A 13175-nucleotide genomic window follows, 5' to 3' on the forward strand; every position below is an offset into this window, starting at 1 on the left:
TGCCGGTACCGACATGTTGGCATCGCGACTGGAGGCGCAGAGTGACGGTTTTCCCGAACGACGTATTGGCATTCGATGAGCACGAGTCGGAGGTGCGGCTGTACTGCCGGAAATTCCCAGCCGTGTTCACCCGGGGCAAGGGAGCGTGGCTGACCAGCGAGGACGGCCGGCAATACCTGGACTTCTTCTGCGGGGCCGGCGCCCTGAACTACGGTCACAACCCGGACTGGGTCCTGGACGCGATGCAGTCCTATCTGCGCGACGACGGAATCTTGCACGGGCTGGACATGTACACGAGCGCCAAGCGCACCTTCATCGAGACCTTCAACCGGACCATCCTGCGGCCCCGAAGCCTGACGTACCGGCTCCAGTTCTGCGGCCCGACGGGCACGGATGCGGTGGAGGCGGCCCTGAAGCTCGCCCGGAAGGCGACCGGCAGGCAGCTCGTTGTGTCGTTCACCGGTGGGTTCCACGGAATGTCCTGCGGATCGCTCGCAGTCACGGGCAACCGCCGGGCCCGGGCTGCCGCGTCTGTTCGCCTCCAGGACGTGATCTTCGTGCCGTACGAAGACGGGCCCGGAGGTCGATTCGACTCGATCGCCTATCTCGAACGCCTGCTCGACGACCCGTCGTCTGGAGCGGATCTGCCTGCTGCGGTCATCGTGGAGTCCACGCAGATCGAGTCTGGCGTGTATCCGGCGACGGCTGACTGGTTGCGTGCCCTTCGTCGCTTCACTCAGGAGCGTGGTGTCCTGCTGGTGTGCGACGAGATCCAGACTGGCTGCGGCCGTACGGGGACGTTCTTCGGATTCGAACACGCCGGCGTCGAGCCGGACATGGTGACGCTGTCGAAATCCATCGGGGGCGCCGGCTTACCCATGTCGTTGAACCTCATCAAGCCGGATCTCGACGTCTGGAAGTCAGGCGAACATACTGGGACCTTTCGTGGCAACCAACTGGCTTTCGTCGCCGGTGCCGCAGCCCTCGCGGTCTGGCAGGACTCGTCCTTCCTGCAGCGCCTGGGGGGCCTGTCAGCGCGAATATCCGCCTTCGCCGAAAGGCTGCGTGGCATCGACCCGTACATCGTCACGCGGGGGAGGGGGATGATCCTCGGCATCGACGTAAATCGTTCCGGTGGGGCCGACCGTGCGGAGAAAATTCAACAGCGGTGTTTCACCGAAGGCTTGATCGTCGAGCTTTGCGGGCGTGGCGACGAGGTCATCAAACTCATGCCCCCGTTGACCATCGAGGAGGAGCACCTCGAACAGGGGTTGTCCATTCTGGAAACCGCGATCCGGCAGGCGTGACGATGATCGCACCTCATCTTGTGGCGGTCGACGACGCTGTCAACTCGGACAGAGAACCGACCGGGCAAATCGGAAAGACCGACGGGCGTTCCACAACCCAGGCGTTGGTCATAAGCCTCGTTTCGGGTACCATCTCCTGCTTCCTGGTCGCCAACGCCGCCGAAAACCCGAGCACGGTGGACTGGAATCGGGTAGCCCGGGAGGCGCTCCGGGGAGCCGGGCGACTCTGGCTCGCGGGGGTTGTCGTGCTGTCGCACAAAGGCGACCGGCACTTCGCGGTGCGGTTTCTCTCGCCGGACGGTGAGGAAGGCCCGCCCACCGAGGACGCCCTGCGCTGTGCCGCGAGCCTGATTGACGAACAGTACGGACACAAGAAATTCACGCTGCATTGGAAGGTGTCGCCCACCGTAGTGCGTATGTCCCACTCGCTGGTCCCACTCCCCGCCGGCCCCGAGTCGCGCGTACGCAGCGCCACAGTCGCCGTCGACATGGCCGTCGAGGCGGACGGTGCCGCCGACAACTCGGCCGAGGCCATCGGATGGGCGTGCCGTCCGGGCGCCGTCCTGCTGTCTGGTCGCCTGATGGTGTAACGACGCGGTGGGGCACCGGCCACGGGGCGTGCTTCGACACCGGTGGGAGCTGGAAAGGGGCCCGTGCGTGTGGGGACCGTCCACGATCGCCAGACCGAGCCGGCAGGGCTGCGTCAGGGGACGTGCGCTTTGAACACGGATGGGGGTAGCCGGCCCTTCCTCATGCCCTCTGCGATTGTGATTACAGGGCATCAACGCGTCTTTCGTGATGTTGATTAATGTCAATAGGCCAGGTGTTCTGTAGGCATTGAGCGGCAGCCTGGGCACTTGACGGATTGTGGTCACGACGCTGGTCACATGCTTGACGCCAAGGGAGGGAGCGATCCCGCGCGGGCCGGTATCGCGGTGCGTCCACTGTCGAGCTGCCCCGAATTCTGCATTTATCGGCACGGCCCAGCATGGCGTGACAGAACTGTTATGTGACTGAGCCCGTCCACGGGTCGTCTTCCACTTCCGCGTCAACCTCGCTGGTGGTGGCGGTGTCTCGCTCAGCTCCAGCGTGGGCGTGGAACATGCCGGCGTCGCCGAGTTGCAGAGGCAACTCTTCGGTGGCACGGGCACTGTGTGTCAGGTGGGTGTAAGCAGATGGCCTCGCCATCTTGCGTACCAGGTGCCGCATGGCGGGCAGCGTGATTCCGTCGAGCCACAGGCCAAGCCGATCAATCGGCGATGGGCAGTGGCCGCTCCCCGCTTCCCGGCGCGGCACGCGACCGCGCCGCCCGCCGGAGCGCGTAGAGGATGCCGCTGGCCAGGAACAGGGTGGCGCTGAGCAGCAGCCAGCGGGCCAGGAAGGGCTGCTGGTCCTGACCGGTCGCGGCGGCATAGGTCTCCCGGCCCTGCCTGAGGATGCCGGGGAGGTAGACGAGGAACAACAGCCCGGCGGCCAGGGCCGGCACACGGAGGTGGTTCAGCAGCGACGGCCCGGACGCTGGCATCGCCGACCGGCTCCGCAGGCCTCGGTCGGCCAGCGCGTAGACCGGGAACAGGACCAGGTCGTGGGCGATCACCGCGCTTACGAACCAGAGGAGCAGAGGACCGGACCCCGGCTCGCCGGCGACCCGGAGGACCACCCATCCGGTGACGGCGAAGCAACCGGCGAGCAGGAGCAGGTGCCGCGCACCGGCGCCGTACGCGGCCCGGAACCGGGCCCGCACCTCAGCCATCGGTACGCGTCCGGAACTCGATCTCGCCGACCCACTTCGTGCAGTGCACACCGGGCAGGGCGGGCACGATGATCCGGGCCGGGTAGCCGTGGTCGAGGGAGAGGTCGGCGCCGTTGACGCCCAGGGCGAGCAGGGAGTCGGGGTCGAGCACCTGGTTGGCCTGCAGGGTCGCCTGGTTGAAGAGTCCCGCATTCTCCAGGGAGCGGACGTGGGCGGAGTCGGGTGTGCCCGCCCCGACGAGGGCGGCGAGGTCGCTCAGCCGTACGCCGGTCCAGGTCTGCAACGTCGACCACCCCTCGACGCAGGCGATCGGCAGCCGGGCGGTGTGCTGGGCCATGGCGAGCAACGCGGCGCGGTCGAGGGCGACCACCCGCTCGCCGGCGCGTAGCGTCACCCGCCAGCCCGGCCCGGTGTCGGCGGCCCCGACGCCGGCCGCGGCGGCGGTGCGGTTGACCGGGAAACCGTTCGGTCCCTCGCCCGGCTGCCGGCCCCGGGGCAGCAGCAGAGCGGTACGCCGCCACACCCCGTCGAGGCTCTGCCCGACGGTGAGCGCTCCCAGCAGCAGGGACAGGCCGCCGACCAGGGCGAGAGCCCCGCGTCGGCTGACGGTAGCCGGCCCGGGGTGGCTGGCCACCAGGCCGTCCGGGTCCGGCGGCTCGGGTCGGGTGGCGGCGCGCGGGGCGGTCAGCACGGCGCGCGGGGGGCCCGACCGCAGCGCGGAGAGCATCCGGGGCAGCTTGAGCGCCACATGCGCGACCAGGGCGGCGGTGAACACCCAGGCGCCGAAGTAGTGGGCGGTGTAGAAGTCGAACCCGAACAGGTAGGCGTACTGGATGTCCAGCAGCCCCGTGGCGATCTGGAACAGGATGCCGCCGACCAGCAGGAGCAGGGACAGCCGCTCCAACACCTGCGCCACCGAGCGGGCCGGCGGCCAGTCGAACAGCTTCGGGATCACCGACCAGAGTTTCGCCAGCACCACCGGGATCAGCACGATCCCGAGCGTCACGTGCAGCCCCTGGGTGAGGCGGAACAGCCAGGGCGGGCGGGTCGGCCAGTCGAACTGCGGCAGCCGCAGCCACCCGACGTCGCGAGGCAACGCCTGGCCGAACTGCGGGCCGTAGGCGAGGTAGTCGAGCAACCCGGTGATGATCACCAGCGGCAGCGTGGCGAGCAGGACCATCCCGAAGACGGCGGTGAGCCAGGGGCCGCGCAGCGGACTGCGCCACCGGCCGGCGATCCTTGCGACGCCGGGCGGGGGATGCGCTGCCAGGAAGCGCCACCACCGCCGGGGGAAGCCGGGCGCCGGACGCGGTGCGGTCCCGGCCCGCGTCGGCCGGCCGGAAGGGTTCCTGTCGGGGGCGGTGCTGTCGGTGCCCACCGATCCTCCTCAACGGCTGTCGACGGGATCTCCTCCCGGCCGCGGTCCCTCTGGAAGCCGCGGGAAGACGTCAGGTCGGCGGAGCCGCCCGCGCCAGGCATGGCGGGCCGCGGCGCCGGTGACACCCGCGCGGGCCCACTGACCGCAGGGTAGAGGCGGTGCGGGGCGCAGGGGTGCGGTTGCGGGATTCCGGCAGTTCATGAACCCCGGGGTTACTCCGGGTGGGGTGATGTTTCAAGCTTCTTACGTCCGCCGTGACCTGACCCGCCACCGCCGTCCGCCGACCTACGCTGACCGGCATGCGGGTACTGGTCACCGGCGCCGCCGGCTTCATCGGGTCGCAGGTCGTCGACCTGCTCGCCGCCGAGGGGCACGAGGTGGTGGCGCTGGACGCGCTGTTGCCCCAGGCACACGGGGGAGAACTGCCCGAATGGTCCCGGCGGCACCATCCCGTTGTCGGTGACGTCCGCGACCCCGAGCTGCTCGACCGGCTCCTTCGCGGGGTCGACGCGGTCTGCCACCAGGCGGCGATGGTCGGCCACGGGCTGGACCCGTCGGACGCTCCGGCGTACGCCAGTCACAACGACTACGGCACGGCGGTGCTGCTCGCCGCCATGCACCGGGCCGGCGTGACCCACCTGGTGCTGGCCAGCTCGATGGTCGTCTACGGAGAGGGGCGCTACGAGTGCGCCCGGCACGGGGTCGTCCGTCCCGCCGCCCGCCGTCCCGCCGACCTGGCAGCCGGCCGGTACGACCCGACGTGCCCGCGCTGCGCCGCCGTCCTCACCCCGATGCTGGTCCCGGAGGACGCCCCGCTGGAACCACGCAGCACGTACGCCGCCAGCAAACTGGCCCAGGAGCACCTGGCCGGTGCCTGGGCGCGGCAGACCGGTGGTGGTGTGTGGGCGTTGCGCTACCACAACGTCTACGGTCCCCGGATGCCCCGCGACACCCCGTACGCCGGGGTGGCCTCGATCTTCCGGTCCGCGCTGGCCGACGGCCGGCCGCCCAGGGTGCTGGAGGACGGCCGGCAGCGCCGGGACTTCGTGCACGTCACCGACGTGGCGCGGGCCAACCTGCTCGCGCTGGGCACGTCCCCGCCGGGGGATTTGGTGCCGGTCAACATCTGTTCCGGTGAGCCGCGTACCGTCGGCGAGCTTGCTGCCACCCTCGCCACGGCGATGGGCGGGCCGGCGCCGCTGGTCGTCGGCGGCGCCCGGTCGGCCGACGTGCGGCACGTGGTCGCCGACCCCGCCCGGGCGGCCGAGTTGCTCGGCTACACCGCGCGGGTCACGTTCGCCCAGGGGGTCGCGGCCTTCGCGACCGATCCGCTGCGTGAGCCGGCGGCGCTGCCGGCCTGAGCGATCGCCAGTGCGCTTCAGGAGACCGTCCAGACGAGGTGGCTGACCGCGAGCGCGGTCGCGGCCTGCCCGGCCAGCCACCAACGGCGCGTGGCCGGGGGCAGGTGGGCGGCGGCGATCAGCAGCCAGCCGACGAACGGCAGCCAGATCCGTTCCACTTCCGCCTTGCTCAGCCCGGACAGGTCTGCCGCGAGCACCACCACTGCCGCGGCCACCGGCAGCAGCACCGTGGGCCCGCCGACCCGCCCGGCCACGGCCGGCACGGCGAACCGGCGGCGGGCCGGCCCGCGCGGGACGGTCGGCACGGACCGTGCCGCCGCCCCCGCGGCCGCCACCGCGCGGCACAGCGCCGGCCCGAGCACCGGGCCGGCGGAGAGCACCAGCGCCGCCAGGTTCGCCCACACCCAGTAGCCGTACGGGCGGTCGGCCGCCCAGCCCTGGTAGTAACGTTCCACCACCCGCTGATAGCCGTCCCACCACCAGAAGCCGGCGAGCCCGAACGCGGCCACCACCGCCGCGACGCCCGCGAGGCCGGCGCACAGCGCGGCGATCCGGTCCGCCGGCCGCAGGACCAGCACGGCCAACGCCAGCAGGCCGACCAGGACGAAGCCGTACGACAGGTGCAGCGCGAAGCCCAGCAGCAGCCCGCCGACGGCGGGCGCCACCCGACCGCGTACCGCCAGCAGGGCCAGACCGGCGGCGACCACGCCGGCGAAGATGCCGTCTGCGGAGGCGCCCACCCAGACCGCGCCCGGCAGCAGCACCAGGAACGGCAGGACGGCGTGGGCGGCCCCGCTGGCGCCGAGCGCCCGCAGCGCCACCGGCACCGAGACGGTGACGGTCGCGCCGACCAGTACGCACGCCAGCGCGGCGGCGGTGCCGCCGCCCAGCCCGATCCGGTCCAGTCCGACGAAGACCAGCAGCGCCCCGGGCGGGTGACCTGCGGTGTGGGTGGACCACGAGTCGGGCTGGAAGTCGAGGATCCGGCCGGTGAAGCCGGCCAGCATCGCCGGGATGTCGGTGGTCCCGGGCACCTCGTGCAGGTACTCCGCCTGCGGGGTGAGCCGTTCGGTGAGCCCGGCCGACCAGCCGTCCACCAGCGCCAGCGACAGCGTCCACGCCGTCGACGCGAGCCAGGCCGCGCCGAGCAGCGGGACCCAGCGGGCGGTCCGGGCCCAGCGCACGCCGAGACCGATCACGCCGGCCGCCACCAGCACGGCCGCGGGTGTGCCCCAGCCGGCGTGCGGTTGCCAGGTGGCGTACAGCGGGGCGGCGTCCGCGTGCAGACCCACACCGCGGGCATTGAGGACCGCGCCGACCGTCGTGGCGACGGCGACCAGGGCCACCTCGACGCCCAGCACGGCCAGGTCGAGGTGCCGCCGGCGGGTTGACGTCCGACCGGGGGTGTCCGGCGGCGCGGTGGTCGTTCCCATGTCGACCGGACGGTACGGCCTGAGGCCGCCAGGTGTCAGCCGAACAGCCGAAGGTAACTGTCCGTTAACGACCGACTGGGTGCCAAAAAACGAGTATGGCCCGATCCGCCTACCTGGGCCCGGGCGGCGTCCTAGCGTCGACGGTATGCCGACGCTGATCGACGTGGTGCTGCCGTGCCTGGACGAGGCCGGGGCCCTGCCGGGTGTGCTCACCGCGCTGCCGCCCGGATACCGGGCGATCGTGGTGGACAACGGCTCCCGGGACGGCTCGCCCGAGGTGGCCGCCCGGTACGGAGCCCGGGTGGTGCACGAGCCGCGCCGCGGCTACGGTGCCGCCGTGCACACCGGGCTGGAGGCGGCCGAGGCGGACCTGGTGTGCGTGCTGGATGCCGACGGCTCCTTCGACCCCGCCGAACTGCCCGCCCTGGTCGCCCTGGTGGCCGACGGCGCCGCCGACCTGACCGTGGGGCGGCGGCGGCCGGTCGCCGCCGGGGTGTGGCCGTGGCACGCCCGCGCCGGTACCGCCCTGATCGCGGCGTTGCTGCGGCAGCGGGGCGTGCCGCTGCGCGACCTCAGCCCGATCCGGGTGGCCCGCCGCGACGCGCTGCTCGCGCTCGGCGTCACCGACCGGGCCTTCGGCTACCCGCTCGAACTGTTGATCCGGGCCGCCGCCGCCGGCTGGCGGATCCACGAGCTGGACGTCAGCTACGCCCCGCGGGCCGTCGGCACCCGCTCCAAGGTGTCCGGCTCGGTCCGCGGGACCCTGCGCGCCACCCGCGACTTCGCCGGGGTGCTGCGCGGCGTGGGACGGTCGCGATGACTGTGCTGCTGGTGATGGCCAAGGCGCCGGTGCCGGGCGCGGTGAAGACCCGGCTCGGTCCACCGGCCACCCCGGGGCAGGCGGCGCGGCTCGCCGCCGCTGCCCTGCTGGACACCATCGACGCCGCGCGCGCGACGCCCGGCGTGACGGCCGTGCTGGCGTTGTCGGGCCGCATCGAGGATGCCGAGGCCGGCGACGAGCTTTCGGCCGCCCTGGTCGGCTGGTCCGTCCTGCCGCAGCGGGGCGGCGGGCTCGGCGAGCGGCTCGCCAACGCGTACGCGGACGTCGCGGAGTCCTTTCCGGGGCATGAGGTGGTGCAGGTCGGCATGGACACCCCGCAGCTGACCCCGGCGCGGCTGCGCGCCGCGATCCGCCGGCTCGCGTCGACCGACGCGGTTCTCGGCCGCGCCGTCGACGGCGGTTGGTGGGCGCTCGGGCTTCACGACCCCCGGCACGCCGTTGCCCTCCGCGACGTGCCGATGTCCACCCCGGAGACCGCGCGACACACCTGGGCGGCGCTCGTCGGGCGGGGGCTGCGGGTCGCGCCCCTGCCCGTCCTGCGCGACGTCGACGTCTGGACGGATGCCCTGGCGGTGGCCGCCGAGGCCACGGGAAGCCGGTTCTCCCGACAGGTCGCGGCACTCCGCCGCACCCTTGTTCCCGGTGGCCACCCGTGACGGTGCGCGCTGCCGGGCAGGCGGCTGGGCCGTGCGACCTGGAAGGAGGTACCGGTTCGGCCGACGGGCCGGGGCACCGCCGGGACGAGGGCGCCGCAACCGGCGGCGACGTCTTCTCCACCGCCCTCGCGGCGCGGCCCGGCGGGCACTGGCTCGAGCACAGCGACGGCCGGTGCGATCCGCTGCCCGTGCACCGTTGGCAGGGCCCGGCCGAGCCGGCACTGGCGGACGTCGTCGCCCGGTGCGCCGGCCCGGCGCTGGACGTCGGCTGCGGACCCGGCCGGCTCACCCTCGCGCTTACCCGGGCCGGGCACGCCGCGGTCGGCGTCGACGTCTCCGCGCGCGCGGTACGGCTCACCCGGGCACGTGGGGCGGTCGCCGTCCGCCGGGACGTCTTCACGCCCCTGCCCGCCGAGGGACGGTGGGCTCACGTCCTGCTGATGGACGGCAACATCGGCATCGGCGGCGATCCGGTCGCGCTGCTCGCCCGGTGCCGGGAGTTGGTCCATGCCCAAGGGACCGTCGTCGTCGAACTCGAACCTCCCGGCCCCGGCCTCTGGTGCGGGTACGCCCGGGTGGGGTCCCGCTCACCCGACGGCGAACTGCGGCGCAGCGGGACGTTCCGGTGGGCGCGACTGGACACCGTCGCCGTGCACGTCGCCGCCGGAGCGTCCGGGCTGATGGTTCGGGACATGTTCACGGCGGGCCGGCGCTGGTTCGCCGAACTCGCCGCCGGGTGACGGCGCGGGAGCCGACGGAGACCGTGGCCCCACCGCTGCCGAGAATGCCCCGCACGTTGTAGCCGACAGGCATCGCTGGTCACGATTCCGGCACCGACGCCGCCGGACTCGACCCCAGCTGCGGGGATGCCGTGGCCCTGCCGAACAGGTTCACCGGCACTCGGTACCCCTACGTCTTCTACTGGTCCCGGCAGCAGCCAATGCGACTCATGCTCACCTGGTGGGGCTGACCGGCACTGCGCGCCGGAAACGGTCCCGAGCCAGCCGGGCGCGTCCGGTACGTCATCGCCTCGCTCGCCGATGACCGCCGCAACGATGCGGTTCAGGTACCGGACGACACGCCGGCTCAGGGGTCCCCTGAGCCGGCATGGGGGCTGACCCACGGCCGAAATCCGCGTCGTAGGCCGATGGCGCGGCCCACTCGTCGTACTGCGACACCAGTGGCTGATCCCGCAACTGGCGAGGACCATCGGGATGAGCGACGAGGACCTCGCCGGCTGGATCGGCACCCTCGACGCGGCCCGGGCGGTGCGGATCCAGCAGGCGTACCGCTCGCGTTCTTCGACCTGCGCCTACCCCACCGGGGACACCTGCTCAACGGCCCGAACCCGGCCTTCCCGGACGCGCAACTCATCCTTGACGCGCTCAAACAGCTCGAGTGACGTTCCCGCAGCACGCTCGTGCCCAGGGTGCGCATTCCGGAACCGTGCCCGTTTCCCTACCGATCATCCGGAAGAGTTGCCGTGACGACCGTGCGGCCGGCGGCGTCGCGCGCGGTCATCGAGGGCGGCCGGGGGGAGCCCCAGACCACGACCAGGTGACCGTGATATCGGATGGGCAGGCGGCGGCCACCGACGACGAGCTGTGCGATCCCACCGCCGACAAGCACCGCCGCGGCGCGCACCCAGCGCTCAGTCCGGGGCAGTAGACGGTCGGAGTCGCGCCAGACGGCGGTGCCGCCGTTCACCAACACCTGGTGCGACGCGAGGTCGTCCCGGGCCCGTTCGAACGACTCTGCGGTGCGGTCCTCGTAGCCGCGCGATGACCCGCCGCCGCCCAGCCTCCGCCAGCCACCGTTGCCGTTCTGGACCAGTAGGTGGATCTCGTCCCAGAAACAGCCGGTGCCGCGGCGCAGGAAGCGCGTGGCGGCGACGTCCCCGTCCACGTCGACCGCGACCGGCGCGAACCGACGGCGACGGCTCAGCCGCACCGGTTGATCCGGCAGCCCGTCGGCGATCAGCCGCATACTCTCGGCCAAGGCGTCGTACGCCACCCGATGACCGTACCCACGCAGGTTGCCTTCCCGCAGCATCACCTCCGGCGAGCTCCTGAGATGCGCCTCCCGCCCGAGGGCGGGAGGCACACACCATCGAACGAACAAGTAGCCTGGATGAGGGTGCTTTATCTCCGGTTCCGGGAGGATCCGCGGCAATGCCGGATCTTGATAGGGTCGGCGCCCCTTCGGTGGAGGTCGGCGTAACCGGCGTTGCTGTTGGGGGATCCCGTCGTACCCATGCATCGGCGGTCGCAACTGCCGCCGTCGCGCTCGGCCTGCTCGCGTTCGTGGCGGACTCCGTCGCGGGCGTTGCAGGTCAGATCCTGAAAGCGTTGACCAGCAGCGGCTTCGCCTGGGGCTTGGCGGCGTTCCTGGCCGGCCGTTCGGCTGCCACGGCGAAACGAGCGGTTGGCGGTGCAACTGCGCTGCTGGTGCTGGCCACGCTGCTCTATTACCTGCTTGTATTGGTGGTGAGCCGCCGATGGAGTGGGGGGACCCTGGAGGACGGCACGTCGGCCGACCTGCTGGGGCTGCGCTCGGTTGCCATCATGACGGCGCTATGGCTGGCCGGCTCCCTCATCGCGGGACCGATTCTCGGCAAGCTCGGCCATATCGTGCGGGTCGGCAAAGCCTCGACCTCGGCACTGGCCGCGGGGGCGGTATGCGGTCTTCTCTCCGGCGAAGGCTGGCAGGCCGTGATGTTGGCACCGCCCTGGCAACTGTTGACCGTGTCCGATCCGTACCAAGCAGAGTTCTTCCGAGGCGTGGTGATCGGGGAACTCATCAAGATCGTGCTTCCGATCGTCGTCCTGGCCGGGCTGGCCAAGGCGCACCGCCTCTGGCGCACCTGGCATGTTCTGCTTACCGCAGCCGTTCCCAGCGGTGCCCTGAGCGCGGCGCTGTGGTACGTGCTCTACGCCGCAGCACACAGCATCTGAGCGCGCCGGTCAGACCGCACGCGCGGGTGGTGGGGCACGCCAGGCATCAGGATCAGCCGCACTGCGCCCACTTGACCATGCCGATGTGAGCGTGCAGAAGGGTGGACGTCACGAAGCGGCGCAAGCGTTCGTGATGGTCTGGGTCCACACCTCGGGGTGGGTGAACCAGAAGTCATGCGGTACGCCAGGCACGGTGGAGAACCTCCCACGTGGAACGAGTGCGGCGATCTGCGCCAGGGGCCATGGCGGGCGGATGTCGTCGCCGGCGGCGATGAGATGCATCGGTACGTCGCAGGCGGCGAGTCCGCTCCATAGATGGGGTCGATGGATCCAGTCGGTGAACGAATCGCTGAGAGCCGTATGTACCTCGGGCACCCAGTCGATGTCGACAACGGCCTCTGTGGCCTTACCGGCTTTGTACGCCTCGGACCACGTGCGGTCACGCTGGAAGCCCCTACCAGCGATTCCGACCACCGCGGCCACCGCCTCCGGACATTCAACCGCATAGCGTACGGCGAGATCACAACCCCAGGAATGTCCCACCACGGTCCAGGTGGTTACACCGACCGCTTCACGGATGCCTTCAAGATCGGTGATTGCCTGTTCCATGGTGTGCGGGCCGCCGCCCGAGCGACCAACGCCACGCGGTTCGGGGTACCAGGCACGGTGGCTACGAGGCGCGATTTCGTCTCGCTCCAAATACTGCACACAACCGGGACCACCGCTCAGGACGACGACGTCAGGGCCGTGGCCCGTCACGCCCACGTGCAACGCCGCGGCGCCTGTGTGAATCAACCGCGACTCCATGTCCGCGAACGCTACCAACGACAGCGTCCGCTCATGTACCCCTGAGCATCACTGAGCCCTTTTTCAACCTGATGTTGCTGGTCAGGCTGGTACACGGGGGCCGTAGATCGATGAGGGCGAGGCTCCAGGTAAGACAGCAAATCGACCAAAACCCGATGCCCCGATCGGGAGTCTCGCCTGTGCTGTCCTACCCCTCCACGATCTCGTTGTCCAGCCGGACCTTGAATCACCTGGCCGATCGCATCCGCAGCCACCGCAACCACCGCCGATCCAGGTGGCGGTGCCTCGAAGCGGGGTGCTCGGCTGACGACAGCATCAGGTCCATGCCGAGCAGTTCGCCGAGCACGTCCGCGTTCGCCAGCAACCACGGCGTGAAGGTGTGCGCCTCGTGCTTCCAGACTTGCCGCACGTCGAGCAGTTCGAGCTTGCCGAGCGTGGGCAGTCCCTCGCTGGCGTCCACAAAGGTCATTTCGCCGACCGTATCGGCTTGAGGCCCATGCTGACGTCCCAAGTCCGCCTCTTGGCGATGGCATCGCAGCGTCGACCGTCACGAGGTCGATGAAGCCTCTCGATCGGGCATCCACGCGAGGAGGCGTACGTCCGACAGGCGATCCGCCGCCTCGGCGACCAGCGGATCGTCGTGGTGGCGCGCGGCGGCCCGCAACCGGGCGAGTCTAGACGGCGC

The 13175-nt window shown here is 71.2% G+C and carries 12 protein-coding genes and 1 pseudogene; 8 read left to right on the forward strand and 5 right to left on the reverse strand.

Annotated features, from left to right (window positions below; genetic code table 11):
- Positions 1-41: 41 nt before the first annotated feature.
- A complete protein-coding gene (gene ectB, locus ABZ573_RS23725) occupies positions 42-1307 on the forward strand; it encodes a diaminobutyrate--2-oxoglutarate transaminase (RefSeq protein WP_151452531.1) in 1266 nt (421 codons plus the stop codon).
- Complete coding sequence (locus ABZ573_RS23730) at positions 1304-1897, forward strand: hypothetical protein (protein WP_151452532.1); 594 nt, start codon at positions 1304-1306, stop codon at positions 1895-1897. Before ectB ends, ABZ573_RS23730 begins: the two co-directional genes overlap by 4 nt.
- Before the next feature lie 659 nt (positions 1898-2556).
- On the opposite strand, the gene ABZ573_RS23735 is transcribed toward ABZ573_RS23730, so the two are convergent.
- Positions 2557-3060 carry a hypothetical protein gene (locus ABZ573_RS23735; RefSeq protein ID WP_358121018.1) on the reverse strand — a complete coding sequence of 168 codons (504 nt, stop codon included), beginning with the start codon at positions 3058-3060 and terminating at the stop codon, positions 2557-2559.
- Positions 3053-4330, reverse strand: a complete 1278-nt coding sequence (locus ABZ573_RS23740; protein ID WP_225851902.1) for a molybdopterin-dependent oxidoreductase — start codon at positions 4328-4330, stop codon at positions 3053-3055. The genes ABZ573_RS23735 and ABZ573_RS23740 overlap by 8 nt, the downstream gene beginning before the upstream one ends.
- Before the next feature lie 407 nt (positions 4331-4737).
- On the opposite strand from ABZ573_RS23740, the gene ABZ573_RS23745 reads away from it, so the two are divergent.
- Entirely contained in the window at positions 4738-5799 is a 1062-nt protein-coding gene (locus ABZ573_RS23745; RefSeq protein ID WP_358121021.1) for an NAD-dependent epimerase/dehydratase family protein, read from the forward strand.
- 17 nt (positions 5800-5816) lie between these two features.
- Here the strand turns inward: ABZ573_RS23745 and ABZ573_RS23750 are convergent, their stop codons facing one another.
- Positions 5817-7232 carry a hypothetical protein gene (locus ABZ573_RS23750; RefSeq protein WP_358121024.1) on the reverse strand — a complete coding sequence of 472 codons (1416 nt, stop codon included), beginning with the start codon at positions 7230-7232 and terminating at the stop codon, positions 5817-5819.
- 145 nt (positions 7233-7377) lie between these two features.
- Between ABZ573_RS23750 and ABZ573_RS23755 the strand changes: the two genes are divergently transcribed.
- From ABZ573_RS23755 to ABZ573_RS23765, 3 genes are read left to right on the forward strand one after another with little or no spacing between them, the layout of a single operon-like run.
- Complete coding sequence (locus ABZ573_RS23755; RefSeq protein WP_358121027.1) at positions 7378-8052, forward strand: glycosyltransferase family 2 protein; 675 nt, start codon at positions 7378-7380, stop codon at positions 8050-8052.
- Positions 8049-8729 carry a DUF2064 domain-containing protein gene (locus tag ABZ573_RS23760; RefSeq protein ID WP_358121030.1) on the forward strand — a complete coding sequence of 227 codons (681 nt, stop codon included), beginning with the start codon at positions 8049-8051 and terminating at the stop codon, positions 8727-8729. Before ABZ573_RS23755 ends, ABZ573_RS23760 begins: the two co-directional genes overlap by 4 nt.
- A gap of 38 nt (positions 8730-8767) precedes the next feature.
- Positions 8768-9469 carry a class I SAM-dependent methyltransferase gene (locus ABZ573_RS23765; protein ID WP_358121125.1) on the forward strand — a complete coding sequence of 234 codons (702 nt, stop codon included), beginning with the start codon at positions 8768-8770 and terminating at the stop codon, positions 9467-9469.
- 718 nt (positions 9470-10187) lie between these two features.
- Here ABZ573_RS23765 and ABZ573_RS23770 read toward each other — a convergent pair.
- On the reverse strand, positions 10188-10742 hold the full coding sequence (locus ABZ573_RS23770; protein WP_358121033.1) for a hypothetical protein: 555 nt from the start codon (positions 10740-10742) through the stop codon (positions 10188-10190).
- Between the two features lie 158 nt (positions 10743-10900).
- Between ABZ573_RS23770 and ABZ573_RS23775 the strand changes: the two genes are divergently transcribed.
- On the forward strand, positions 10901-11683 hold the full coding sequence (locus ABZ573_RS23775; protein WP_358121036.1) for a hypothetical protein: 783 nt from the start codon (positions 10901-10903) through the stop codon (positions 11681-11683).
- Positions 11684-11791: 108 nt separating this feature from the next.
- Here ABZ573_RS23775 and ABZ573_RS23780 read toward each other — a convergent pair whose 3' ends face one another.
- Entirely contained in the window at positions 11792-12490 is a 699-nt protein-coding gene (locus tag ABZ573_RS23780) for an alpha/beta hydrolase (protein WP_327027870.1), read from the reverse strand.
- 179 nt (positions 12491-12669) lie between these two features.
- On the opposite strand from ABZ573_RS23780, the pseudogene ABZ573_RS23785 reads away from it, so the two are divergent.
- Positions 12670-12786 (forward strand): annotated as a pseudogene (locus ABZ573_RS23785) (IS5/IS1182 family transposase); the annotation flags it as partial.
- Positions 12787-13175 lie beyond the last annotated feature (389 nt).

Origin of the sequence: Micromonospora sp. NPDC007220 (genome assembly GCF_040634035.1) — a bacterium.
GTDB lineage: Bacteria > Actinomycetota > Actinomycetes > Mycobacteriales > Micromonosporaceae > Micromonospora > Micromonospora reichwaldensis.